Here is a 25,287-nt window from a genome sequence, read left to right as displayed (position 1 = left end):
CAGGCTGTCACGAGACCGCACGTGCGGATCGGGCTCCTCACCTTGCTGGCCGTTGCCTGTGCAACCGGTCCTGGAGACTACCGTGCGTAAACCCCTGAAACTGGCCGTCGGCCTGCTGGCTGCGGCCCTGAGTTTGAGCGCCTCGGCGTTGACCTTGAACGTCGGTGACCAGAGTTACAACGCCCAGGCGGTGATGGAAGCCGCCAACGTTCTCGACGATTTGCCTTACACCTTGGAATGGAAGCAGTTCACTGCCGGTTCGCCAGTGGCCGAAGCGCTCAACGTCGGCAGCCTGGACATCGGCTTGCTGGGTGACGCACCGCCTTTGTTTCTCGGGGCACTGGGCGCGCCGATCAAGGTGATTGCCGTCAGCCGGCAGAACCTTGACGGGGTGGCGATTCTGGTCCGCAAGGACTCGCCCATCAAGACTCTGGGCGACCTGCGCGGCAAGCGGGCCGCGATCTGGAAAGGTTCCTGGAGCCAGCAGTTGTTGCTCACGGCGCTGGACAAGGCCGGTGTCCCGCGTGATGCGCTGGAGCTGCGCTACCTCAGCGCACTGGATGCCTCCCATGCCCTGGACGGCGGCTCGGTGGACGTGATTGCCACCTGGGAGCCCTATGTCACCCAGCAAGAGCGCCAGGGTGCTCGGGTACTGGCCACGGCCAAGGACCTGATCCCGGCACAAAGCTTCGTGGTGGCCAACGACAAGGCCATCGCCGAGAAGCGCGCGGCCATCGAAGATTTTCTGCAGCGCCTGAAAAAGGCCCGTGACTGGGCTCAGCGCGATCAGGCCCACAGTGAGCAGTATGCCGACAGTTGGGCGAAGCGTACCCGCGCCGACGCTGACATTGCACGGGTCTGGTTTGTCCGGGCCAAAACCGATCTTGGGCCGCTCAACGAGCAGGTGATTGCCGGTGCGCAGCAGACCATCGAGTTTTTCAGCGGGCTGGGCCTGATCAAGTCCTATCCGGCCGCCAGCCTGTTCGACCTGTCGTTCTCGGCGGCACTGCAACCGGGCGTCGCGGCTGCGACCGCCAGTGCCAGGACCACGCCATGAAACGCTGGCCGGCGCGGGTCAGCGATGCCCGTGACGTGTGCGCCGGGCTGTTGTTTCTCGGCTTCGGCGGCGTCGCCCTGAGCCTGGCCGGGGACTACAGCGTGGGTACGACAATGCGCATGGGCGCCGGCTACTTTCCGTTGCTGATTGGCACTGTGCTCAGTGCGCTGGGGGTGTTGATCCTGTTGCGCGGGCTGGCGTTTTCCAGTGAGCAGGTCGGCCTGGGCGGGCTGTTCAGCGTGCGTGCGGGGTTATCGATCATCGGCAGTGTGGTGGCTTTCGCGCTGTTGCTGCCCAGTCTGGGGCTGGCCCTGGCGACGTTGGTCATGACCCTGCTCAGCGGGCTGGCGCGGCGCAAACCCAGTTTCAAGGAACTGACCGTGCTGGGCAGTGTGCTGGGCGGCTTCAGTGCCCTGGTGTTCACGTGGGCACTGGGCCTGAATCTGCCTGTACTGCCGGTCTGAGGAAGCCCCATGGAACTGCTCGCCCACCTGAGTCTCGGCCTGGACGCAGCCTTTACCGTCAACAATTTGCTCTACTGCCTGCTGGGCGTAACCCTCGGCACCCTGATTGGCGTGTTGCCAGGGCTGGGGCCGGTGGCGACCATCGCCATGCTGTTGCCGATCACTTATGGCCTGACACCTTCGGCGGCGTTGATCATGCTCTCGGGCATCTACTACGGCGCGCAGTACGGCGGTTCGACCACCGCGATTCTGGTCAACTTGCCGGGCGAGTCGTCCTCGGTGGTGACCTGCATCGACGGTCATGCCATGGCGCGCAAGGGCCGGGCAGGGGCGGCGCTGGCCATCGCGGCGATCGGCTCGTTCATTGCCGGCAGCCTGGCGATCCTGCTGCTGGCCGCCGCGGCGGCACCGCTGGCGGAGTTCGCGCTCAAATTCGGCCCGGCCGATTACTTCTCGCTGATGCTGCTGGGCCTGGTGGCGGCCATCGTGCTGGCCCAGGGCGACGTGCTGCGGGCACTGGCGATGACCGTGCTCGGTCTGTTGCTGGGCATGGTGGGCACTGACGTCAACTCCGGGGCCGAGCGCTTCACCTTCGGCCTGCCGCAACTGAGTGACGGCATCAGCTTTGTGGTGATCTCCATGGGCATCTTCGGCATTGCCGAAATCATCGCCAACCTGGAGCGTGACCACAGCGGCAAAAGCCAGATCGCCCCGGTCGGACGCCTGTTGCCCAGCCGCGATGACTACCGCCGCGCCTGGAAGCCGATTCTGCGCGGCACCGGGCTGGGTTCGCTGTTGGGCGTACTGCCGGGTGGCGGGGCGATGCTCGGCTCGTTTGCCTCGTACATGCTCGAAAAACGCCTGGCCAAGGACCCTGCGCGCTTCGGCCAGGGCGCCATCGAAGGTGTCGCGGGTCCGGAGTCGGCCAACAACGCCGGGGCGCAGACCTCATTCATCCCGATGCTGGTCATGGGCTTGCCGTCCAACGCGGTGATGGCGCTGATGGCCGGCGCGATGATGATCCACGGCATCGTGCCCGGGCCGCAGGTGCTCGACGAGCGCCCGGAGTTGTTCTGGGGGCTGATCGTCAGCATGTGGATCGGCAATTTGCTGTTGCTGGTGCTCAACCTGCCGCTGGTAGGTATCTGGGTGAAGCTGCTGTCGGTGCCTTACCGCCTGCTGTACCCGGCGATTCTGTTGTTCTGTTGCATTGGCGTGTACAGCGTCAACAACAGCCTGTTCGATGTGCTGCTCACCGTCGGCTTCGGCCTGCTTGGCTACCTGTTCATCAAGCTGCGCTGCGAACCGGCACCGCTGCTGCTGGGCTACATCCTCGGGCCGATGATGGAAGAGAACCTGCGCCGCGCCATGTTGCTGTCGCGCGGCGACCCGTTGGTATTCGTGCAGCGCCCGCTGAGCCTGAGCCTGCTGATTGTGACCCTGTTGATCGTGACCTTGCTGCTGTTGCCGCGTTTTCGCGCCACCCGCCAAGTGGCGTTCAACGAAGACTGACCCTGCGCTTTTTGCCCAACACTGAAAAACGAGATGTCCATGAACAAGACCCGTACCTTCACTGCCGCCCTGGCCGGCCTGACCCTGGGTGTGCTGAGCAGCCTGGTGCATGCCGATACTGCTGTTGAACAGAACTGGCCCAGCCGTCCGTTGACCTTGATCGTACCGTTTCCGCCGGGCGGCGCGGCAGACACCGTCGGCCGTTACTACGCCGAACAATTGTCCACCTCACTGGGCCAGCCAGTGGTGGTCGAAAACAAACCCGGTGCCGGCACTGCCATTGCTGCCGAGTATGTGGCCAAGGCCAAACCTGATGGCTACACCTTGTCGCTGGCCACCGCCGGCCAGTTGACCATTCTGCCCAACCTGCAGAATGACCTGCGCTACGACTATCAGAAGGATTTCACCCCGGTGGCCGTAGTCGCCTCGGTGCCCAACGTGGTGGCGGTGAATGCCAGCAGCAAGATCAACAACCTGCAAGAGCTGATCAGCAACGCCAAGGCCCGCCCCGGCGCATTGAGTTATTCCTCCTGCGGCAACGGCACGCTGTGCCACCTGTCCGGAGAACTGCTGAAAAACCAGGCGCAGATCGACCTGCTGCATGTGCCCTACAAAGGCAGTGCTCCGGCGGTCACCGGGTTGCTGGGCGGGGAAGTGGACATCGCGGTCGACACCCTGACCGTGCTGGCGCCGCAGATCAAGGCCGGCAAACTCAAGGGTCTGGTGCTCAGCAGTGCCGAGCGTTCGCCGCTGCTGCCGGGCGTGCCCGGTGCCGTCGAGGCCGGCTTGCCAGGTTTCGTGGCTTCCGGCTGGTTCGGCGTGGTGCTGCCCAAGGACGCCCCGGCACCGATCGTCGAGCGCCTGAGCAAGGCCATCGAAGTGATCGCCAATACCCCGGCAACCGCCGAGCGTTTCACGCAGAACGGCATCAGCCTTGAAAAAAGCACCCCGGCCGGCTTTGCCAAGGTGATTGCCGATGACCATCAGCGCTGGGGCGAGGTGATTCGTGCGGCGAAGGTGAAAATCGAGTAAGGCAACCTGCTGGCTGCATTCAGGGCGCCTTTGGCAACGCCCTGATGTCCTCTGGCAATTGGGCCTCGATCAACCCGGCCTGCTCCTGCGCGTAGGTGATCTCACCTTCGGTCCAGTTGTCCCATTGCATTTCAATCACCGGCTCACCGCGGTGCAACGTTGCCCATGAGTGATCCAGCCCGCCACCCCTGATCAACGTCCAGCCATCGGCGGCCAGTTGATCGCGCAAGGCGATCCACCGGGCGCGCGGTACATCGCTGATCCTGATCAAGTGCGCCATGGCGAGGACCTACTGCGCAATCGCCAGCAGATCGACCTTCAGCTGGTACACCCCCACGGTGGTGCGCACATGCGCGCCTGCATCGCTCAGCGCCTGCAAGCCGGCTTCGTAACGCTGCTGTCCGATCATGGGCGGTAGTGCTCCTTTATTGGGCAGGGCAATGCGCTATCAGGTATTTGCAACTATGCTTGCCATGTCAGCTTGTCGTCCACTCTCAGGTTACCCTGATGCACTTCTCGACCAATTCCCTGCGCTACACAGGCTTGCGAGCCTTGAAGCGGTTTTGCGCAGCCTTGACGGTCGGCGTGCTCTGCCCATGGCAGACCCTGCTCGCGGCCCCGGCGGATATCTACCTGCTTGAGGCGCCGCCGCTGACCATGTCTGGCCCGGTTGGCCGCAGCGGCATTCTGGGCGACGTCTCGCAGAAGGCCGCCGCTCTGGCAGGCTATGAGCTGAACGTTCGATCCATGCCCTGGAACCGCGCGCAGCGTACGGTCCAGATGGGCGAGAACCTGCTGATCATCCCCCTGTCGCGCATCCCGTCGCGGGAAAACAGCTACACCTGGATCGTGCCGATCATGACCATGCAACGGGCGTTCTTCAGCCTCGATAAACGGGTGGAGAATTTCGACGAGGCCCGCCGCAGCTACCGGCGCATCGCTGTGGGGCTGGGCAGTGCTCAAGAGCAGATGCTGCGCGAACAAGGCTTCGCCGATGAGCAGATCTACCCGTTGAAAATCGGCGAGAACCCGGCGCAGATGCTCTTGCTGGGCCGGGTCGATGCCTGGTTCAACGGGGTGCCGGAAACCCGCTACATCTGGCGCGACGTGTCCAGCCGGCCATTGCTGATGAGCCCGCCGATGATGCCGACCGACCTGTACCTGGCCTGCTCGAAAACCTGTGCCGAGCCGATGGTCCAGCGGCTGAAAAAGGCCGTCGAACGCTTGCGCGACGACGGCAGTATTGAGCGCATCATCGATAGCTACCTGCACGACTTGCCGGGTCCGCAAGCCAGCCGCCTGCCGTGACCGCCGTATCAGGAGGTCAGGGTGAAGCAGTGGTTATGGAAGCTGTACTCGAACAGCTCGCTGTAGCGGCCCCATTCGATGGCAACGTTCAAGACCCGCTCGGCCTGTTCTTCATCCATCCACTCTGCCAGCCTGCCAAGCACCACGGTTCTGGCCAGGCTGGCACCCGGTTCAAGATGCAGACGGTCCAGAATGAAATTCACCAGTGCAATGCGTCCCCGGCATTGACGGGCGAACAGATCCTGACGGCGTGCCTGGCGTGTGGTCAAGTATTGCCGCCCATGGCGGTCCAGGCGTAGATGACCATGGTCGATATGCGCCAGGCCCAGCAACGCCAAGGCTTCGCAGACCGGCAGCAATTCCTCGTCGGGCAGCCCGGTTTCGGCGGCCAGGGCCGGCAGGCTGGCAGTGCCGTTGAACGGCTCGGCAGCCAGGCGCTCCAGCACGCTTTCGAGCCGTGCGACATCAGCCTCAGGCAGCCTGTAGCTCAATGGCGCCGCCAACGGTGCGCTGCTGTCCGCTGTGTGAATCGCCGCTGACGGTTGAGTCATCAGCGCATAAACCTGCGCCACCAGGGCGCGCACCTGTGGCGAGTCGGCGTTGCGCGGGCGGGGCAGGTCGATGTGCAACTCAGAGCGCACCCGACCGGGGTCGCTGTCGAAGACCACAATACGGTCGGCCATCATTACGGTCTCTTCGATGTTGTGCGACACCACCAGCATGCAGCGTGTAGCCATGCGCCGTTCTTGCCAGAGTTCGAGTATGTCGTCGCGCAAGCTCTGCCCGGTCAGCACGTCCAGCGCCGAGAATGCCTCGTCCATCAGCAGCACCTGCGGATTGGTCACCAGTGCACGAGCAATGCCTACCCGCTGGCGCATGCCGCCAGACAGTTCGCGCGGCAGGGCACCGCTGAAACCGGCCAGGCCAATCATTTCCAGCGCGGCGCTGGCCAGCCGTTCGCGCTCGGCCGGCTTGACGCCCTGAGCTTCCAGGCCCAGTTCGACGTTCTGTTGCACGCTCAGCCAGGGAAACAGCGCGAACGACTGAAACACCATCGCGATGCCGTTGACCGGGCCGTAGATGGGGTGGCCCTGATAGTGAACCTGGCCCTGGTCGGCCTTTACCAGCCCGGCAATCACCCGTAGCAGGGTGGATTTGCCTGAGCCGGAGCGGCCCAGCAGGGCGACGATCTCATCGTCATGCAATGCCAGGTCCACGCCCTGGAGCACTGTGCGCGACGTGCCGTCGGCGGCCTTGAAGCCTTTGTTGACTGCTTTGAGTTCGATCAATGCCTTGGCTTTCATCACAGCCTCCTTCAACGACGGGTTGCGGCGCGCAGTAACAGCCGGCGCCAGACGAGACGGTTGAACACCATGACGTAGAGGCACATCACCCCGATGCCCAGGGCGATGCGATGAAAATCTCCGGCATCGGTCATTTGTTTGATGTAGCTGCCCAGCCCCTGGGCTTGCAGGGTGATGTCGCCCCAGGTCACGTATTCGGCCACGATACTGGCGTTCCACGAGCCGCCGCTGGCGGTCATCGCACCGGTCAGAAAGCTGGGGAACACCGCCGGCAGATACAGGCGTTTGCATTTCAGCCAGCCTGTCAGGCCCATGTTCTCGGCGGCCAGGCGCAGTTCATTGGGGATGCCGTTCGCTCCGGCCACCACGTTGAACAGGATGTACCACTGGGTGCCAAACACCATCAGCGGGCTGAGCCAGATATTCGGGTTCAGGTCCAGCCTGACCAGCAGAACGACCACCAGCGCAAATAGAAGGTTGACCGGGAATGCGGCCAGGAACTGCGCCAGTGCCTGGACCTTTTGCGAGTAGCGCGGGCGCAAGCCGATCCAGATCGACAGCGGTACCCAGACCAGCGAGGCGAGAATGATCAGCACGATGACCCGGGTGAGGGTCAGCAGCCCCAGCCAGAGCACGTGCAATACCTCGGCCCAGCCAACGGCCTGATGGATAAACAGGGTGAGGCCCCCCAGTGCGCCCAGGCTGATCAGGGCCAGCACAGCCTTGCCCACCTGTGACCACAGGCGTGGCACTGACAGGCGCCGATGCGGTGGCACCGAACCGTCGTGGCGCAATGCAAACCCGCCGGTCACCGCGTGCAGGGTCGCGGCCAGGCGCAGGCTGGCGGCTCGCAGCCAGTGGCTGCGCCGGCCCCACTCCAGCAGCCAGGAGCGCTGGGCGGTTTCGCCAGCGGTTTCTTCGAAACGAAATCGATCAGCCCAAGCCAGTAGTGGACGGAAGAACAACTGATCGTAAATGACGATGCCCAGCAGCATCGCGGCGATGGCCCAACCGATCGCCTGCTGATTGCTTTGTTCGATGGCTACGGCAATGTATGAGCCAATGCCCGGCAGCTTGATGTGCTGCCCGGCGACGGAGATGGCTTCGGCCGCCACCAGAAAGAACCAGCCACCGGACATCGACATCATCATGTTCCACAGCAGCCCAGGCATGGCGAATGGCAGTTCAAGCCGCCAGAAGCGCTGCCAGGGTGAGAGCCGGAAAACGCGTGCGGCTTCTTCCAGCTCACCGGGGATGTTGCGCAGCGACTGATAAAGACTCAGCGCCATGTTCCAGGCCTGGGAGGTGAAGATGGCAAAGATCGCCGCGCACTCCACACCCAGCAGGTTGCCGGGAAACAGGGCTATGAAAGGTGCGATAGCGATGGCCTGAACCCCCAGGATCGGCACTGACTGCAGTACATCCAGCAACGGGATCATGATCTTTTCTGCTGCACGATAGCGGGCGGCAAGCGCGGCGAAGGCAAAGGCGAACAGCAGCGAAATCCCCAGCGCGATGAACATACGCAGCATCGTGCGCAGCAGGTAATAGGGCAGCTCGGTCGGGTCCAGTGATACCGGTGTGGCTTCACCGACTACAAACGGTCGACTCATCTGCATGGCGCCCCAGGCGAGCAGAACAATCAGCGCCAGGACCAATGGCAGCATAAGCCAGTCCCAACGATTGGGTGCAACGTGACCCAGGCGCAAGGCCTGTTGGCGAATGGAAAATGGCATTCGACTTACCTCGGCCCGGCCGCGCCGGCAGGCAAGTCGCGTACGAGGCTCAGCCCGGCATGCGGCTCAACCGACCGGCCCGTTGCGGGCACTGTCGTGTGTCTGTGTTGATCGCGCGCCCGGCCTTTCGCAAAAGGGCCGGGGCGCGACTACCGGGATAACTGTCCATGGCTCTCGTCAAAGTAGTTACAGGATGTTTCGGTAAGGCCTGCGCTTTATACGCCGCTCTGGCAGGCCGCTCCATGAACTGGCGCTGAACGTGAAGGGGGTTTCACCGTCAGCGCCGCCAACCGTGACGCTCAGTACTTCCAGCTCACCGAAGCCATGACATTGCGCGGCGCGCCATAGTTGGTGGACCCGGCGGTCTGGTACAGCGACAACAAGTACTTCTGATCGAACAGGTTGTTGAGGTTCAGCGACGTGCTCCAGTGTTCGCCGAAGTCGTAGCTGGCCATCAGGTCGACCAGGGTGTAGGCGTCCTGGCTTACGCGGCTGTTGGAATCGGCCTCGGTTGCGCTCTGCCATTGCACGCGGCTGCCGACTTTGGCTTGTGGCAGGTTCGGCAGACGCCAGGTCAGGCTGGCGCGCAGGGTGTGGTTGGGCACGTAGCGGCGCGCCTTGTCGCCATTGTTGTCTTCGATGCGCACCCAGGTATAGCCGCCAGCCAGCTCCAGGCCGGGCAGTGCTTCGCCGTGGGCTTCGAGTTCCACGCCATGGCTCTTGAAGTCCACGCCCCGATAGGCGTACTGGCCGCCGATGATTTCGCCGGTGGTCTCGGCGACGTTCTGCTGGTCGGTCTTGAACACTGCGCCAGTCAGGCTCAGGCGGTCGTCGAACAGGCTGCCTTTGATGCCCAGCTCAGTGCTTTTGCCTTCAAGCGGCTCGATCACGCCGCCGGCGGTGCTGCGCAGGTACTGCGGCTTGAAGATTTCGGTCCAGCTGGCGTACAGGCTCCACTGCGCAGTCAGGTCGTAGACCACCCCGGTGTAAGGCGTGACCTTGCCATGCACCCGGGTGTCGTGCGGCGAGCCGTAGCCCATGCCGTCACCGTCGGCGCTGAGCATTCGTGCACCGGCAATCCAGTGCAGGTCATCGCTCAGGCTGAAGCGTGCCCCGGCATACACACTCTTTTGTCGGTCGGTGAACAGCTGGGTGTTGAGGCTATCGGTATAGGTGAACGGCGGCTTCACCACGCGGCCGGCCAGAGCGTCGGTCAAACTGGTCATGATGTAGCCCGAGGCGTCCTGGTAGTGTCCGGTTTCGTCGTGACGGCTGCGGCCGTAGTTGGCGCCCAGGGTCAGTTCGTGCTCGCGGCCGAACAGATTGAACGGCCCGGCCAGTTGCAGTTCGCCGGTCAGCTGATGCTCGGTACTGGTGGTGCGGTTGACGTAGGCGAACACGTCAGTGGCGGTGGCGGGGATGACATAGAGCATCTGGGTGTCCTGATGCTGGTTCACCCCGGTGACAGTGAGGGTACTTTTCCAGCCCCCGTCGAACTCATGGACCCACTCGGCGAAGGCGCGCTGGGTGTGGATGTTCCAGTAGCTCCAGGGTTGGCCGATGCTTGAGCTGCGGCTGCTGTAGTGAATGCGATTGCCGGCGTAGTCGGCAATCGGCAGTGCGCCCCAGGTGCTGCCATTGGAATTGCTCTTCTGGTCCGAGTAACCCACGGTCAGGGTATCGGCCGCCGACAGGTCGAAGGCCAGCAGTCCGGCGGCCAGGTTGATCTCATGGCTGTAGCGGTCCAGATAAGAGTTGCCCTTGTCGTGGGCATAGATAAAGCGCCCGCGCACCTTGCCGTTTTCACTGAGCGGGCCGCTGACATCGAAGTCCAGGCGGCGGTTGTCCCACGAACCGACACTGCTGTTGATCTGCGCCTGGAAGGTTTCGGTCGGCCGTTTGCGCACCGCATTGACCGTGGCAGACGGGTTACCCGCGCCGCTCATCAGGCCGTTGGCGCCGTGCAACACGTCGATCTGCTCGAACTCGGCCAGGTCCTGGTCACCGAGTAATACACCGGACGAGAAGGGCATGCCCATGCCGTCGTACTCGAAGTTGTCGATGATAAAGCCGCGCGAGGTGAATGCCGTACGATCGGTCTCAAATTGCTCCACGGTGACGGTCGGCGCACTGCGCAGCGCATCCTTGACGCTGGTCAGCTTGAAGTCATCGATCTGCTGGCGGGTCACGGTACTGATCGCCTGCGGTGTTTCGCGGTTGCTCAGGCCCAGCCGCGTGGTGCTGGCCGCCGGGGTGCGGCGGGCGATCACTTCATCGGCTGTGGCGCCCTGGCGGTTGGCATCGATCACTGTCGCATCCAGGGTCAGGCCGTCACGGTTGAGCGGCTGCACACTCAGTGCTCCGCTGGCAGTTACCAGCAAGGCCAGCCCGCTGCCCTGCAAGCTCTGGCGGACCGCCTCCTGGCTGCTGAACTGGCCACGCAGTGCCCGCGCCTGACGACCTTCGACATCGGCAGGCACGAACAGCACCTGACGACCACTGACCTGGCCGATGCTGATCAGCGTTCTGGCCAACGGCCCGGCCTCGATATTGAAGTCGTACAGCGCGTCACTGGCGAAGCTGCTGGCACTGGCCAGGCAACCGCTGAGTACCAGCGGGAAGAGGGTATTCAAATGCATGAAAGAGACTCGGCAAAGGACGGTGCGGGACGCGCAAAACGCGTGACTGCCTGGTATGTGACGCGAGCCTGGAAAATTTTCAGGGGTGATGTGAAAAAACTTTTCGCTTGCAGGGCTGCACCCTGTGGGAGGCAAGCTCTGCTGGCGACAGCCTCAACCGCTACGCCCGGTCGATCCGCGTCCACAACCCCAGATAACTGTCGATGCGCAGTGGCAGCACATCCTTGAGCGCCGCCAGCGCACTATGGCTGTCATCCAGGGTAAATACCCCGGAAATTCTTAGTCCGGCAGCGCCATCAGACACCTGCAACAGCCCATGGTGATAAGGCTTGAGGTGTTCGATCACCTCGCCCAGCGACTGGTTATGCACCTCCAGCAAACCGCTGATCCAGCTGCGCTGATGGATGTGTTGCGGCGCAATTGGCTGCCAGCGCTGACCGTCGAAGGCCAGGCCCTGGCCTGCACTCAGGTGTTGACGTTGCTGCGGCGTGCGCCATTCCAGCTCGCCGCTCATGGCCCACACCTGGGCTTGATTACCCTGCCGCGACAACAGGCAACTGCCGCCGTCCAGCCACGCTTCACCCCAAGGGCAGGCGAGTACGAACGGTCGGGCTGGCGCCGCCTCCTTGCTGATCTCAGCCAGCACCGCGCCGCGCAGCAACTGCACACGCCGCTGGCTGGCATTGAAGTTCAGGTCCACCGCGCTTTCGGCATTGAGCAGCAGGGTCGAGCCGTCGTCGAGATGGAACGTGCGACGTTCGGCAGTGCCGGTGCGCAGGTCACTGCCCCAGCGCTCGTGCAGCGGCCCGCCGCGCCAGCTCAGCAGATGCGCAGCCACTGCCAGACCGCCAAGCCCCAGCGCGCCGCGCAGCAAGCGTCGCCGCGAGTGACCGCTAGCACGCAAGGCCCGCGCCGTGCCAGGCTGTTGCGCCAGCGGTGTCAGGGTGCGATTGAGTTGCTGCTGCAAGCTCTGCCAGGCCTGCTGATGACTGGCATCGGCGTCCAGCCAGCTTTGCCACTGACGTTGCGCGGCCTCATCGAAACTGCCCGATGCCCGCCTTGCGTACCATTCAATTGCCTGGCTGACCGCCGGCGGCAACCCGCTCACGGCGCCGCCCGATAACAGGCGGTCAGCCCCTGAACCATGTACTGATGCACGCGGGTGACCGACACACCCAATTCAGCGGCGATCTGCGCATAGGTCAGGCCGTCGAGCTGGCTATAGAGAAAGGCTGCCCGCGCTTTGGACGACAACCCGTCCAGCAACCGGTCGACCTCCAGCAGCGCCTCCATCACCAGCCAGTGTTCCTGCGGCGATGGCGCGAGCGGTTCTGGCTGTTCGGCCAGGGCCTGCAGATACGCCTGCTCGATATCGTTGCGCCGCCAGCGGGCGAAGATCAGCCGCTTGCCGATGGTGCTCAACAGCGCCCGTGGCTCGCGGATGCTCTGCGGGTCGGGCATCTCCACCACCTGAGCGAAGGTCTCGGCGGCCAGATCGGCAGCGTCTTCGCGGCAGCGCAGACGCACGCGCAAACGGTCGAGCAACCAGCTGTGATGGTCGCCGAACAGGCGATGGAGGACTTGCTGACGCGTATCGGCGGGAGGAGCAATCACGGCGGAGATGACCATAGCGAATGACAACTATTCGCAATGGTGGTGATGTTGTAGCGATATTGCAAGGTGAAGCTTGTCTCACCCGGCGCGCAGGAGCGGATTTATCCGCGAAGCCCTTTGTCGCCAGATGAGCCTCCCGCAGAGGTATGAAGTGTGCCCCTGTGGGAGGGAACTGCTCACGCCGGATACCTCAGGGCACCTTCACCAACACCGGCTGCTGCATATACAACTCACCAAACAACTGCTTGAGGTTCATCACCTTGGGCAGGTCGTTGACCACGATGTAGCCGTTGTTCGGGTGGTTGGTCAGGTAGTTCTGGTGGTAGTCCTCTGCCGGGTAAAAAGCAGCCAGCGGTTCCAGGCGGGTGACGATGGGTTTTGGGTAGACATGGGCGGCGTCGAGCTGCTTGATGTAGTCCTGGGCCACGGCCTTTTGTTCGTCGTTCTGCACAAAGATTGCCGAGCGGTACTGGGTGCCCCGGTCTGGGCCTTGGCGGTCGAGCTGGGTCGGGTTGTGGGCCACGGAGAAGAACACCTGCAGCAGCTTGCCGTAGCTGATTTGCTGCGGGTCGTAGCTGATCTGCACCGCTTCGGCATGCCCGGTGTCGCCGCTGCCGACTTGCTCATAGTGCGCGGTATTGGCGCTGCCGCCGGCATAGCCGGACACCGCCTGGGTCACGCCGTGCAGGTGCTGGAACACCCCCTGCACACCCCAGAAACAGCCGCCGGCAAACACCGCAGTGGCTGTCGAAGCCGTACTGCTCAGGTCATGGGCCGGTGCGGGAATCACTACGGCATCTTCCGCGGCCATTGAGCAGGCGCTGATCTGGATAAAGGCCAGGCCGGCGAGGGCTTGTAAGGTAAAGCGTTTGATCATTCGCATGGTGGTGGTCTCAGCCGAAGGTGAAGGCGTAGGCATGCACGCCGGGGTCGAGGAACTCGATATCGAAGCTGTGTTCGGCGGCGTCGCCGGGCACGCGCAATAACTGGTAGAGGCGCTGTTCGTTCACCGTGCCGTTGCCATCGGCATCGATGTCCACTCCGTGGGCCTCGCCCGGAGCTTTGCCGTCGATGCTGACCTTGAAGCGCACCGGCTTGCCGTCGGCAGACGGGCCGAGCACCAGGTGCAGGTCGCGGGCCTTGAAGCGGTAGGCGATATGTCCGCCGGCTTGGGCCAACACGGCTTGTTCTTCATTGACTTGCCATGCACCGCTCAGGCCCCAGTCGTTGAGCTTGAGGCTGCCTGGCAGGTTGTAGCTGGCTATACGATCTTTCTGCACACCACCTGAAGAGATGAAGTTCCGCGTGCGGTCATACCCAAGGTAGGTTTCCGGCGAGCGGATGCCCTGGGTGGCGGCCTGCTGGGCACCGCTGGCAGCGACCTTGACCATGCCGCTGGCAACGTCTTGCTGCCCGGCTTCACGCAGCAACTGCTGGATGACCCGCTCGGACTCGTCGTAACGGCCCTCGCCAAAGTGGTGGTAACGGATCTTGCCCTGGCCATCGATGAAGTAATGCGCCGGCCAGTATTGATTGTTGAAGCCTTTCCAGATGGCGAAGTCGTTGTCGATGGCCACCGGGTAGGTGATGCCAAGGTCACGGCTGGCTTTTTTGACGTTGTCGATGTCACGTTCGAAGGCGAACTCCGGGGCATGCACGCCAATCACCACCAGACCCTGGTCGCGGTATTTCTCGGCCCAGGCTTTGACGTAGGGCAGGCTGCGCAGGCAGTTGATGCACGAGTAGGTCCAGAAATCGACCAGCACCACTTTGCCTTTCAGTGCTTCGGCGCTCAGCGGCGGTGAGTTGAGCCACTGCACCGCGCCCTCGAGGGCGGGCAGGTTACCTTCCACCGGCAGTTCGCCGCTGTGGCTGTCGGTGGCGCGCATCATCATTGCGCCGTCGTCTTGCTGGCCGGTCAAGCGATCTACCAGATGTTGTTCCAGCCCAGCCGTGGTCGCGGTCGACAAACGGGTCAGCAGGCCGGTGTCGAGCCCCGAAGCAATGGCCGCCACCCCGACCAGCATGACTGCGCCAAGCCCACGGCGCAGCCATTCACCGGCACCCAGGCCGCGCTTGATGGCCTCGAACAGCTTGCCGCCCACCAGCAGGGCCAGGCCCAGCGAGGTGGCGGCACCGGCGGCGTAGGCCAGCAACAGCAAGCTGCTGCCGATGTTGGCGCCTTGCAGCGCGGCGCCGGTGAGTACCAGACCGAGAATAGGACCGGCGCAGGGCGCCCACAGCAGGCCGGTGGCGATGCCGATCAGCAATGAGGTGCCAGCGCGTGGCTGCTGGTCGTGACCTGCAGCTGCGTTAAGACGATTGCCTGCTGCCACCAGTGGCCGGGTCAGGCGTTCGGCCAGTTGCGGCAGCAGCAGGGTCAGGGCGAACAGGGTGATGAACGCCAGCGCCAGCCAGCGACCATATTGGTTCAGACGCACCACCCAGGCCCCGCCGACCGCCGCCAGGGTAGCGACCAGAGCGAAGGTCAGGGCCATGCCGGCCAGCAATGGCAGGCCATTGCGCAGCAACGGCCGCCCGCCACGGGCAAACACGAAGGGCAGCACTGGCAGGATGCACGGGCTGAGGATGGTCAGCAGGCCGCCCAGGTAGGCGAGTGTCAGCAATAGCATGGGGTTGTCCTCAAGCCGGCGTGAAAGTCATGGCGGCGCCATTGATGCAATAACGCAGACCGGTGGGGCGCGGGCCGTCATCGAACACATGACCCAGGTGGCCGCCGCAGCGCCGGCAATGCACTGAAATGCGCAACATGCCGTAGCTGCGGTCGGTGTGTTGCCCCACGGCGTTGTCCAGCGGTTGCCAGAAACTCGGCCAGCCGGTGTGACTGTCAAACTTGGTGGCGGACGAAAACAGCGGTAACTGGCAACCGGCACAGGCAAAAGTGCCTGCGCGGTGCTCGTTATTGAGCGGGCTGCTGTAAGAGCGTTCGGTGCCTTGCTGGCGCAGGATGCGGTATTGCTCGGCGGTCAGCCGTTGGCGCCACTCAGCGTCGCTATGGCTGACCTCGAAGCTGCCGATGTCGTCATCTGCGACATTCAGAACCTGACTGTCGGCCAGCCGTGGCAGCACGGCAAAGGCGGTGGCGGCGACCCCGAATGAGCCGGCGCTGAGCAGTAGTTTTCGTCTTGAGAGCATGGTGGTCTCCTGTGCGCTACGGCCAATTTTTTGATGGACTCAGGCTACGCCCCGGCGCTTCGCCAAATCCTCACGCAGAGTTAAACAATTCGTGATAACTGCACGGGCGGCGCTGTGTGAGAATGACCAGCGAATCGATACCGGAGGGGCTAGCGCAATGGAGCAGGTCAAACGCGTGCTGGTGGTGGAAGACGACGAACACATCGCCGAGCTGATCTGCCTGCACCTGCGCGATGAGCGGTTCGAGGTGGTGCACAGCGCCGATGGCGAACAGGGCCTGCGCCTGCTGGAGCAAGGCGGCTGGGACGCCTTGATCCTCGACCTGATGCTGCCTGGGGTCGATGGCCTGGAAATCTGCCGCCGCGCCCGGGCCATGACCCGCTACACACCGATCATCATCACCAGCGCGCGCTCCAGTGAAATGCACCGCATTCTCGGCCTGGAACTGGGCGCCGACGACTATCTGGCCAAGCCGTTCTCGATGATGGAACTGGTCGCGCGGGTCAAGGCGTTGCTGCGCCGGGTCGAGGCGCTGGCGAACAATCTGCGCCTGGACAGCGGCGGCCTGGAGATCGCCGGTTTACGGATTGATCCGATTACCCGTGAAGCGACCCTTGATGCTCGAAGCCTGGACCTCACGCCACGGGAGTTCGATTTGCTGTACTTTTTCGCCCGTCAGCCGGGCAAGGTGTTCTCGCGCATGGAGCTGCTCGATGCTGTGTGGGGCTACAGCCATGACGGCTATGAGCACACGGTCAATACCCACATCAACCGCCTGCGCGCCAAGATCGAAGCCGACCCCGCCAGCCCTGCGCGGATCCTCACCGTTTGGGGGCGCGGTTATAAATTCGCAGCCGCCGGTGAAGCCTGATGTTTTCGCTTAGCCTGACCCGCCGCCTGGCACTGGTGTTCGCCGTGCTGCTGCTGGTGTGCAGCGGCACCTCGATCTGGCTGCAAGTGCGCTCCAGCCGCATGCATGAGCTGGAAGTGGTGCAAGGGCTGTCCCGCGACCTGGCCCGCCATATCGCCAGCGATACGCAACTGATGGACGCCAACGGCCTGATGCCCGGCGCGGTGCGCGAACTGTTCAGCCAATTGATGCTGGTCAACCCCAGCGTTGAGGTGTACCTGCTGGACATCGACGGGCGCATCATCGGCGACGCCGCGCCCCGCGACCGTTTGCTGCGCGACCAGGTCGATCTGGCACCGATCAAGCGCTTCATCGCCGGTGAGCCGCTGCCGATCGTTGGTGATGACCCGCGCAGCCTCGATGCCCGCAAGGTGTTCAGCGTTGCGCCGCTGATGGTCGCCGGTCAGCGGGCCGGCTTTCTCTACGTGGTGCTGCTCGGTGAAGCGCATGACCGGTTTGCCGCCCGAGGTGCCACCAGCGAGGCCTTGAGCACGGCGGTGTGGGCCATCGGCCTGATCGCCGCGCTGTGCCTGCTGGCCGGTCTTGCCGCATTCGCCTGGATCACCCGGCCGTTGCGCCGCCTGACCACTGCGCTGGAACGCTTCGATATCGACGCCAGCGCCGAGCCGCCAGCCGTGCCCGAAGCGCGCCCGCGCAACGATGAAATCGGCGCTCTGGAGCGCACCTTTGCGCAGATGCAACAGCGCCTGGCCGAACAGCTGCGTGCCCTCAATCGCCAGGAACAGGAACGCCGCGAACTGGTGGCCAATATCTCCCACGACCTGCGCACCCCGCTGGCTTCACTGCATGGCTACCTGGAAGTGTTGTCGGTTAAAGGTGAACGCCTGAGCCCGCAAGAACGCCGCCGCTACCTGGGCATCGCCCTGGACCAGAGCCACAAGGTCGGCGGCCTGGCCCAGGCGTTGCTGGAACTGGTGCGTCTGGAACACGGCTTCGTCAAACCGGTGATCGAACGCTTCTCGGCAGCGGACTTGCTGCAGGACGTATTGCAGAAATTCGAACTCACTGCTGCGACCAAGGGCATCACCCTGGAGGCCAAGATGCCCCGCAGTGTGCCGGACGTGTATGCCGATCTCGGCCTGATCGAGCGGGTGCTGACCAATCTGCTCGACAACGCCCTGCGCCATACCCCGCAAGGTGGCAGCGTAACCCTGCAACTGGAGCCTGCTGCCGAGCACCTGAACATCATCGTTGCCGACAGCGGCCCAGGGATTGCGCCGGCGCTGCGCGAAGGGCTGTTTCTGCGCCCCTTCACCATCGGCGGCGCACGGCGCGATGGCGGCTTGGGGTTGCGCATCGTCTATCAGATTCTGCAACTGCATGGCGCAGTGATCGAACTGCTGGACGTGCCGGGGCAGGGCGCGGTGTTTCGTTTCGGCTTGAGCCTGCGCGGCTAGCCCCAATACTGTTCGAATAGGCAGCGCGCACTCGGTGGGAGGGAGCTCTGCTCGCGAAGAGGTCGGCAAAGTCACAACATCTTCTGTGAATGTGCCGCCGCCTTCGCTACCAAGGTAGCTCCCACAGAGGTTCACTTCAGATAACCGAACAGCATGTGGCTAGCCCCGGCAGCCGGACGAACCCAATCAATGCATCCGGGTACTCACCACCTCACCGGTGGCGGCATCTTCCAGCCAGATTTCCAGCCGGCTCACGCCCACGTATTTGGAGCGGGCAATGACCTTCTGGCCGGCTTTGGCGTTGAATTTCAGGTCGGTGAACATGAAGTGCAGCGGCAGCCGGTATTCCAGCTGGATGGTGTAAGTCCCAGGTTGCAGCACGGCACGTTGCGGAGAGTCGTTCTTGTAGTAGTAGGTGGAGAAGGGGATGTTGCCGACCTTCTTGTCGTTGATTCTGATCAGGTTCAGCTCCGGCCGGTCATCCAGAAAGCCACGCTGCTCGCGGCTGGCCCAGGTCTCGGTTTCGAGCACGGTATAGCGCGACTCGTCGACCGGTTTGTCACCCTCGACATTGGAGTAGTCGGGCATCTGCGCGCAGCCATGCAGAAGCAGCAGCGCCAGAACTGGCAGAACGATTTTTTTCATTGTGTAGAACCTGTTATCACCCGCAGAAAGTTGCACGATTGCCGTGCCGGGGGGGCGGCGCTGTGCAGAACCTGAGCCCTCCATGGCATCGTCGTCGGCCTTCGACCTGCCAGGGCGAGGTTGGTTCATGCACGCCGCATTAGATGAATCAGACTACCATCACCACCTGCCGGGCCATGGCATAGCGGTTCTTGCCGTCGCTCTTGGCGTCATACAGTGCCTGGTCGGCGCGATGCATCAGGCTGAGCAGCGATTCTTGCGGTTGATGATCGGCCAGGCCGATGCTGATCGAGAGGGACAGGCCACACACCTGAGCCGAGTTGACCGCCGCGACAATGGTGCGGGCCAGTTCCTGCGCCTGCGCGGCATTCGCGACCTGCGCCGCCACGGCAAACTCTTCGCCGCCCATGCGTGCGTAGTTATGGCCATGGCTATGCTCGCGCAGGATTGCGGCCACCGCGATCAGCACCTGATCGCCCACGTCATGGCCGAAGCCGTCATTGACCTTTTTGAAGTCGTCGATATCGAGCATCAGGAAAAACAGCGGTGCGGCGCTCGTTGCGTCTGTCAGGGTCGTGCCGAGGCGGTCCATGAACGCCCGGCGGTTGGGCAGCCCGGTCAAGGTGTCCTGGTAGGCCATGTCATGCAGTTGGTATTGCAGGTCGAATACATCTTTGCGGGTCCTGGAGAAGGTGCTGCACACCAGTGTGGCGACCAACAGGCTGCCGGTGATCAACACCAGCGCCAGTACCAGGTCCAGTTGCCGGCCGAAGTCGGGCTGCACCACAGCAAACAACGTGGCCCAGATCGCCGCCCCGGTACTCGGAGCGTGGCCTGGATGGGCATGCATGGCCGAGACCGGCAGGCTCAGCACCAGACCAATGGGCAAAAACCAGAATACCGGCGTGCCGATGGCAACCGCCACCGAACCCAGGCAGGCGGTGCAGGCACACAGGTGCAGCATGCCGGTCAGCCATAGATGCCCGGTGGTGCGAGCCTTACAGGTGAGAAAACAGGCCACACCGGCCACCAGGCAGTAGCCATACAGCCAAAGGGAAATCCCCTGGCTGGCATGGGCCAGTGCGACGACCAGGGTGCATGCCAGCACGGCGAGAATTTCGCTGGAGATTTTCAGCGGGCGTAACTGAGCAAAAGACTTCTGCTCAAGGCTTTGTTCGGTAGCGTGCATCTGGGTACGACCTCAGCGGGTGCTAAAACGCTTTCAAGTGCACCCGTATCTGGAGCGGTAAGTCGCGACGATCACTGCCTTGTCAGTCGTAACTACGGATTAACGTGTCAGTGCAGCCATTCCGATGCACCGGCTCATGGCAGTTGCGGGCCAGAACAGTCGATGATTCTGGCCCGCAGCCAAGTGTAGGCATTATGCCTGCGTTCGCGCGAAAAACCTCTGATCGCCCGGCGCAGCGCCCGGCCTGTCTGAATAGCCATTACCATAGCGGCCATTGCAGGGCGTCACATTGAGGGCAGTATTTGCCGGTCAACAGAACTTCGCGCCCTTTTTGGACACAGATAGATTGTGACCATATTATTGATCGGTCACCTAACGGTCTTTCGAGTCATCATGGAGTCAAGCTGCGCACATGAATGAAAATACCCCCCCAGCGCCTACCCGCGGCCCCCTTGATCACAGTGTCCGCGATCAGGTCATCGAGGCGGCAGGCCGCCATTTCGCGCATTACGGCTATGAGAAGACCACGGTGTCGGATCTGGCCAAGGCCATCGGTTTTTCCAAGGCCTACATCTATAAGTTTTTCGACTCAAAGCAGGCCATCGGCCAGGTGATCTGCGCCAACCGTCTGGCGATGATCATGCAGGCCATTGAGGCTGCGACTGCCGGTGCCTCGTCTGCCTCGGAGCGCTTGAGGTGCCTGTTCCGGACGCTTTGCGAAGCGGGCAGCGACCTGTTTTTCCATGACCGCAAGCTTTACGACATTGCTGCTGTTGCATCACGTGAGCAGTGGCCGTCGGTGCTTGAACATGAAGCGCGAATTCGCGCAATTATCCAGCAGATCGTGGTTGATGGCCGCGAAGCCGGCGAATTTGAGCGCAAGACCCCGCTGGATGATGTGGTCAGCGCGATCTGTCTGGTCATGCGTCCCTACATCAACCCTGCACAACTGCAATACAACCTCGACGCTACCGGTGAAGCGACCGTGCAATTGCCGGCCATGATCTTGCGTAGCCTGGCGCCGTAAATAATAAGTGACCATTGACAATATTGGTCACTAGTAAAAGAATGTGGGTCTCGTATTGCTCTTGAATAAGGGATCCCATGCGCCTCAAATCTCTCCTGCTTGTCGGTTGCGTGCTGCCCGTCCTGTTGACGGCGTGTGGCGATCCAGCGGTCAGCGACGATCCGCGTACCCAGCCGCCGCTGGTCCGGGCTGCAACGGTGACGCGCGCCGTTGAGACAAATCACTCGTTCAGCGGTGTGGTGGTCGCACGTACCCAGAGTGACCTGGGTTTTCGTGTGTCAGGCAAGGTGCTGGAGCGGCTGGTCGATACCGGGCAAACGGTCAAGCGTGGTCAGCCGCTGCTGCGCCTTGATCCTGTGGATCTCCAGCTCCAGGCGCGAGCGCAGCTCGAAGCGGTCGCCTCGGCCAGCGCACTTGCCAGGCAGACGGCCCAGGACGAGGTGCGCTATCGCCGGCTGGTTGCCGCAGGCGCCGTTTCGGCATCCACTTACGACCAGAGCAAGGCGGCTGCCGACGCGGCTCGGGCACAGCTCAGTGCCGCGCAAGCCCAGGCCGATGTGGCGCGTAATGCAACCAGCTACGCGGTACTGCTGGCTGACGCTGACGGCGTGGTGGTCGAGACTCTGGCCGAACCGGGGCAGGTGGTCAGCGCCGGGCAAACGGTGGTCCGGCTGGCACGGGCCGGGCAGCGTGAGGCGATTGTCTATTTGCCCGAGACGCTGCGCCCGGCCACCGGCTCGACGGCGCAGGCGTCGCTGTACGGCAGCCGTGACCCGGCGCTGCCTGCAACCCTGCGGCTGCTGTCTGCGGCGGCCGATGCCACCACCCGTACCTTCGAAGCCCGCTATGTGCTGCAGGGCGCGCTGGCCCAGGCGCCGCTCGGGGCGACCGTCACACTCGATATCGCCCAGGACTCGCCCGGCAGCGGCGCAGTGCAGGTGCCGATTGCGGCCCTTTACGATCCCGGCAGTGGTCCCGGCGTTTGGCTGATTGCCGGTGAGCCGACCAAGGTGGCCTGGCGTAACGTGCAGGTGTTGGCTGTTGGCGACGACACGGCGCGTGTCGTCGGCCAGCTCGCGGTGGGAGAGCAGGTCGTGGCGTTGGGTGCGCACCTGCTGCATGACGGTGAGTCGGTCCGGCGTGAGTCGCTCGACGCCAACCGGGTTGCCGGGAGCCAGCCATGAGCTCAGGGCGTTTCAATCTGTCTGCTTTGGCGGTGCGCGAGCGCGCGGTCACCCTGTTCGTCATCGTGCTGATTGCCGGGGCCGGAATTCTCGCGTTCTTGCAGTTGGGGCGTGCCGAGGATCCGCCCTTTACCGTAAAGCAACTGACCATCATCAGTGCCTGGCCCGGCGCGACGGCGCAGCAGATGCAGGATCTGGTGGCCGAGCCGCTGGAAAAGCGCATGCAGGAGCTCAAGTGGTACGACCGCAGTGAAACCTACACCCGTGCAGGGCTGGCGTTCACCATGGTCTCGCTACTCGACAGCACCCCTCCCGGGCAAGTCCAGGAAGAGTTTTATCAGGCGCGCAAGAAGCTGGGCGACGAGGCGCGAAATCTGCCGGCAGGTGTCATCGGTCCGATGATCAACGACGAGTTTGCTGACGTGACGTTCGCGTTGTTCGCCCTGAAAGCCAAAGGTGAGCCGCCGCGCCAGCTTGTGCGTGATGCCGAGGCACTGCGCCAGCGGCTGTTGCACGTCCCTGGCGTGAAGAAGGTCAACATCATCGGTGAGCAGGCCGAGCGCATTTTCGTGTCGTTTTCCCATGAGCGGCTGGCCACGCTGGGTATTGCGCCGCAGGCGATCTTTGCGGCGCTCAATAACCAGAATGCGCTGACCCCCGCCGGCTCGATCGAAACCGGCGGGCCGCAGGTGATCGTGCGTCTGGAGGGGGCGTTCGACAAGCTGGAGACCATTCGCAGCACGCCAGTGGTGGTCAACGGGCGGACCTTGAAGTTGTCCGATGTGGCGACGGTTGAACGGGGTTACGAAGACCCCGCGACATTGCTGGTCCGTAACGGCGGCGAGCCGGCGTTGTTGCTCGGTATCGTGATGCGTGATGGCTGGAACGGGCTGGACCTTGGCAAGGCGCTGGACGCGGAAACGGCGCAGATCAACGCCGCTATGCCACTGGGCATGACCCTGGCCAAGGTCACTGATCAGTCGGTGAACATCAGCTCGTCGGTCAACGAGTTCATGGTCAAGTTCGTGGTCGCCTTGCTGGTGGTCATGCTGGTCTGCTTTATCAGCATGGGCTGGCGCGTTGGCGTGGTGGTCGCGGCAGCTGTGCCTTTGACCCTGGCGGTGGTGTTCGTGGTCATGGCTGCCACGGGCAAGAACTTTGACCGCATTACTCTGGGCTCGCTGATTCTGGCGCTGGGTTTGCTGGTCGACGACGCGATCATCGCCATCGAGATGATGGTCGTGAAAATGGAGGAGGGCTATGACCGTCTCAAGGCCTCGGCCTACGCCTGGAGCCATACCGCAGCGCCGATGCTGTCCGGCACGCTGGTCACCGCCATCGGCTTCATGCCCAACGGTTTTGCTCACTCCACGGCCGGTGAATACACCAGCAACATGTTCTGGATCGTGGGCATCGGCCTGATCGCGTCCTGGCTGGTCGCGGTGGCCTTCACGCCGTATCTGGGTGTCAAGCTGCTGCCGGAGATCAAACAGGTTGCCGGCGGTCATGCGGCTATCTATGACACCCGCCACTACAACCGTTTTCGTCGGCTGCTGAGCAGGGTCATCGCAGGTAAATGGTCGGTCGCGGGGGCGGTGATCGTTGCGTTCATCGTTGCGCTGCTGGGTATGGGGCTGGTGAAAAAGCAGTTCTTCCCGACCTCCGACCGCCCCGAGGTGCTGGTTGAGGTACAGATGCCGTACGGCACTTCCATCGAACAGACCCATGCCACCGCGATCAAGGTCGAGTCGTGGCTGCGCGAGCAGCAAGAGGCGCAGATCGTCACCACCTATGTCGGCCAGGGACCGCCGCGTTTCTATTTGGCGATGGCCCCGGAACTGCCTGACCCGTCCTTTGCCAAGCTTGTGGTGCTGACCGACAGCCAGGCTGCGCGTGATGCGCTCAAGCAGCGCCTGCGTGCCGCAGTGGCCGACGGTCTGGCGCCACAGGCGCGGGTGCGTGTCACGCAACTGGTGTTCGGTCCGTACTCGCCGTTCCCGGTCGCTTATCGGGTGATGGGGCCTGACCCGCAGCAACTGCGCCTGATCGCCACTCAGGTGCAGGGCGTGCTGCAGGCCAGCCCGATGATGAGAACCGTCAACAGCGACTGGGGCGCGCGGGTGCCGACCCTGCATTTCGCGCTGGATCAGGATCGCCTGCAAGCATTCGGCCTGACCTCCAGTAGCGTTGCCCAACAACTGCAGTTTCTGTTGTCCGGGGTGGCGGTCAGCGCGGTGCGCGAAGACATTCGTTCTGTGCAGTTGCTGGCGCGGGCCGCCGGTGATATCCGCCTCGATCCTGCGAAGATCGCCGGTTTCACCCTGGTCGGTGCGGCCGGCCAGCGCATTGCGCTGTCGCAGGTCGGCGAGGTCGAGGTGCGCATGGAAGAGCCCGTGCTGCGCCGCCGTGACCGCACCCCGACCATTACCGTGCGCGGCGACATTGCCGAGGGTCTGCAACCGCCGGATGTCTCGGCGCTGATCTGGAACGACCTGCAGCCGGTCATCGCGACTCTGCCGCCGGGCTACCGGATCGAAATGGCCGGTTCCATCGAAGAGTCGCTCAAGGCCAGCAAGGCCATCGCGCCGCTGCTGCCGATCATGCTCGCCCTGACCTTGCTGATCATCATTGTTCAGGTGCGCTCGATGGCGGCGATGGTCATGGTGTTTCTTACCGCGCCGCTGGGCCTGATCGGTGTGGTGCCGACCCTGCTGCTGTTTCAGCAGCCATTCGGGATCAACGCACTGGTCGGGCTGATCGCCCTCTCAGGCATCCTGATGCGCAACACCTTGATCCTGATCGGCCAGATCCATCACAACCAGCGTGAAGGTCTCGACCCATTCAATTCGGTGGTCGAGGCCACCGTGCAGCGCGCCCGACCGGTGTTGCTGACAGCGCTGGCCGCGATCCTGGCTTTTGTGCCACTGACCCAGTCGGTGTTCTGGGGCACGCTGGCCTACACCCTGATCGGCGGCACGCTGGTTGGTACGCTGATGACCCTGGTGTTTCTCCCGGCGATGTATGCGATCGCTTTCAAGATTCACTCTCCTCGCAGCAAGACTCAACTCACTACCTGAACCGGGGGCAACCTA

At 63.2% G+C, this 25,287-nt stretch carries 21 protein-coding genes; 10 read left to right on the top strand and 11 right to left on the bottom strand.

Translation table 11 applies throughout. The features are described from left to right. Positions 1–82: 82 nt before the first annotated feature. Genes NJC40_RS27025 through NJC40_RS27010 form a run of 4 tightly spaced genes read left to right on the top strand, consistent with a single transcriptional unit; the run spans position 83 to position 4,065 of the window. On the top strand, positions 83–1,057 hold the full coding sequence (locus tag NJC40_RS27025; protein WP_253141155.1) for an ABC transporter substrate-binding protein: 975 nt from the start codon (positions 83–85) through the stop codon (positions 1,055–1,057). Continuing rightward, the gene (locus NJC40_RS27020; protein ID WP_253141156.1) at positions 1,054–1,521 is read left to right on the top strand and encodes a tripartite tricarboxylate transporter TctB family protein; all 468 of its coding nucleotides are present in this window, start codon (positions 1,054–1,056) and stop codon (positions 1,519–1,521) included. Before NJC40_RS27025 ends, NJC40_RS27020 begins: the two co-directional genes overlap by 4 nt. Positions 1,522–1,530: 9 nt before the next feature. Next, the gene (locus NJC40_RS27015; RefSeq protein ID WP_045481814.1) at positions 1,531–3,033 is read left to right on the top strand and encodes a tripartite tricarboxylate transporter permease; all 1,503 of its coding nucleotides are present in this window, start codon (positions 1,531–1,533) and stop codon (positions 3,031–3,033) included. Between the two features lie 39 nt (positions 3,034–3,072). After that, positions 3,073–4,065, top strand: a complete 993-nt coding sequence (locus NJC40_RS27010) for a Bug family tripartite tricarboxylate transporter substrate binding protein (protein ID WP_253141157.1) — start codon at positions 3,073–3,075, stop codon at positions 4,063–4,065. A gap of 19 nt (positions 4,066–4,084) precedes the next feature. Here NJC40_RS27010 and NJC40_RS27005 read toward each other — a convergent pair whose 3' ends face one another. Then, positions 4,085–4,345, bottom strand: a complete 261-nt coding sequence (locus NJC40_RS27005; RefSeq protein ID WP_045481810.1) for a hypothetical protein — start codon at positions 4,343–4,345, stop codon at positions 4,085–4,087. A 227-nt stretch (positions 4,346–4,572) separates the two neighbouring features. Here NJC40_RS27005 and NJC40_RS27000 point away from each other — a divergent pair, with 227 nt between their 5' ends. Beyond that, positions 4,573–5,373 (top strand): substrate-binding periplasmic protein, encoded by an 801-nt coding sequence (locus tag NJC40_RS27000; RefSeq protein WP_253141158.1) that lies wholly within the window; start codon positions 4,573–4,575, stop codon positions 5,371–5,373. An 8-nt stretch (positions 5,374–5,381) separates the two neighbouring features. On the opposite strand, the gene NJC40_RS26995 is transcribed toward NJC40_RS27000, so the two are convergent. The 8 genes from NJC40_RS26995 to msrB all read right to left on the bottom strand — a co-directional run bounded on the left by NJC40_RS26995 (position 5,382) and on the right by msrB (position 15,822). Beyond that, the gene (locus NJC40_RS26995; RefSeq protein ID WP_253141159.1) at positions 5,382–6,677 is read right to left on the bottom strand and encodes an ABC transporter ATP-binding protein; all 1,296 of its coding nucleotides are present in this window, start codon (positions 6,675–6,677) and stop codon (positions 5,382–5,384) included. A gap of 11 nt (positions 6,678–6,688) precedes the next feature. After that, a complete protein-coding gene (locus tag NJC40_RS26990; protein ID WP_253141160.1) occupies positions 6,689–8,413 on the bottom strand; it encodes an ABC transporter permease in 1,725 nt (574 codons plus the stop codon). 299 nt (positions 8,414–8,712) lie between these two features. Then, positions 8,713–11,052, bottom strand: a complete 2,340-nt coding sequence (locus NJC40_RS26985) for a TonB-dependent siderophore receptor (RefSeq protein ID WP_253141161.1) — start codon at positions 11,050–11,052, stop codon at positions 8,713–8,715. A gap of 160 nt (positions 11,053–11,212) precedes the next feature. Then, positions 11,213–12,160 (bottom strand): FecR domain-containing protein, encoded by a 948-nt coding sequence (locus NJC40_RS26980; RefSeq protein WP_253141162.1) that lies wholly within the window; start codon positions 12,158–12,160, stop codon positions 11,213–11,215. Next, positions 12,157–12,681 carry a sigma-70 family RNA polymerase sigma factor gene (locus NJC40_RS26975; protein WP_253141163.1) on the bottom strand — a complete coding sequence of 175 codons (525 nt, stop codon included), beginning with the start codon at positions 12,679–12,681 and terminating at the stop codon, positions 12,157–12,159. Before NJC40_RS26975 ends, NJC40_RS26980 begins: the two co-directional genes overlap by 4 nt. A 175-nt stretch (positions 12,682–12,856) precedes the next feature. Next, positions 12,857–13,549 carry a peptide-methionine (S)-S-oxide reductase MsrA gene (msrA, locus tag NJC40_RS26970; RefSeq protein WP_253141164.1) on the bottom strand — a complete coding sequence of 231 codons (693 nt, stop codon included), beginning with the start codon at positions 13,547–13,549 and terminating at the stop codon, positions 12,857–12,859. Positions 13,550–13,559: 10 nt separating this feature from the next. Then, entirely contained in the window at positions 13,560–15,299 is a 1,740-nt protein-coding gene (locus NJC40_RS26965; protein ID WP_253141165.1) for a cytochrome c biogenesis protein DipZ, read from the bottom strand. A 10-nt stretch (positions 15,300–15,309) separates the two neighbouring features. Next, positions 15,310–15,822 carry a peptide-methionine (R)-S-oxide reductase MsrB gene (gene msrB, locus NJC40_RS26960; RefSeq protein WP_253141166.1) on the bottom strand — a complete coding sequence of 171 codons (513 nt, stop codon included), beginning with the start codon at positions 15,820–15,822 and terminating at the stop codon, positions 15,310–15,312. Positions 15,823–15,979: 157 nt separating this feature from the next. Between msrB and NJC40_RS26955 the strand changes: the two genes are divergently transcribed. Together NJC40_RS26955 and NJC40_RS26950 are read left to right on the top strand one after the other, a co-directional pair. Continuing rightward, positions 15,980–16,693, top strand: a complete 714-nt coding sequence (locus tag NJC40_RS26955) for a response regulator transcription factor (RefSeq protein WP_045481788.1) — start codon at positions 15,980–15,982, stop codon at positions 16,691–16,693. Continuing rightward, on the top strand, positions 16,693–18,150 hold the full coding sequence (locus NJC40_RS26950) for a HAMP domain-containing sensor histidine kinase (protein WP_253141167.1): 1,458 nt from the start codon (positions 16,693–16,695) through the stop codon (positions 18,148–18,150). The genes NJC40_RS26955 and NJC40_RS26950 overlap by 1 nt, the downstream gene beginning before the upstream one ends. 186 nt (positions 18,151–18,336) lie before the next feature. Here the strand turns inward: NJC40_RS26950 and NJC40_RS26945 are convergent, their stop codons facing one another. Continuing rightward, a complete protein-coding gene (locus NJC40_RS26945; protein ID WP_253141168.1) occupies positions 18,337–18,795 on the bottom strand; it encodes a hypothetical protein in 459 nt (152 codons plus the stop codon). Positions 18,796–18,943: 148 nt separating this feature from the next. Further along, a complete protein-coding gene (locus NJC40_RS26940; protein ID WP_253141169.1) occupies positions 18,944–19,984 on the bottom strand; it encodes a GGDEF domain-containing protein in 1,041 nt (346 codons plus the stop codon). Positions 19,985–20,396: 412 nt separating this feature from the next. Here NJC40_RS26940 and NJC40_RS26935 point away from each other — a divergent pair, with 412 nt between their 5' ends. The 3 genes from NJC40_RS26935 to NJC40_RS26925 all read left to right on the top strand — a co-directional run bounded on the left by NJC40_RS26935 (position 20,397) and on the right by NJC40_RS26925 (position 25,272). Next, positions 20,397–21,011: a TetR/AcrR family transcriptional regulator gene (locus tag NJC40_RS26935; RefSeq protein ID WP_045481779.1), complete on the top strand. Its 615-nt coding sequence runs from the start codon at positions 20,397–20,399 to the stop codon at positions 21,009–21,011. Between the two features lie 77 nt (positions 21,012–21,088). Continuing rightward, on the top strand, positions 21,089–22,195 hold the full coding sequence (locus NJC40_RS26930; protein ID WP_253141170.1) for an efflux RND transporter periplasmic adaptor subunit: 1,107 nt from the start codon (positions 21,089–21,091) through the stop codon (positions 22,193–22,195). Beyond that, positions 22,192–25,272, top strand: a complete 3,081-nt coding sequence (locus NJC40_RS26925; RefSeq protein ID WP_253141171.1) for an efflux RND transporter permease subunit — start codon at positions 22,192–22,194, stop codon at positions 25,270–25,272. Before NJC40_RS26930 ends, NJC40_RS26925 begins: the two co-directional genes overlap by 4 nt. Positions 25,273–25,287: the final 15 nt, after the last annotated feature.

The organism is Pseudomonas sp. 21LCFQ02, assembly GCF_024129895.2.
GTDB lineage: Bacteria > Pseudomonadota > Gammaproteobacteria > Pseudomonadales > Pseudomonadaceae > Aquipseudomonas.
The sequence above is the reverse complement of the archived record's forward strand: the minus strand, read 5'-3'. Positions and strand labels throughout refer to the sequence as shown.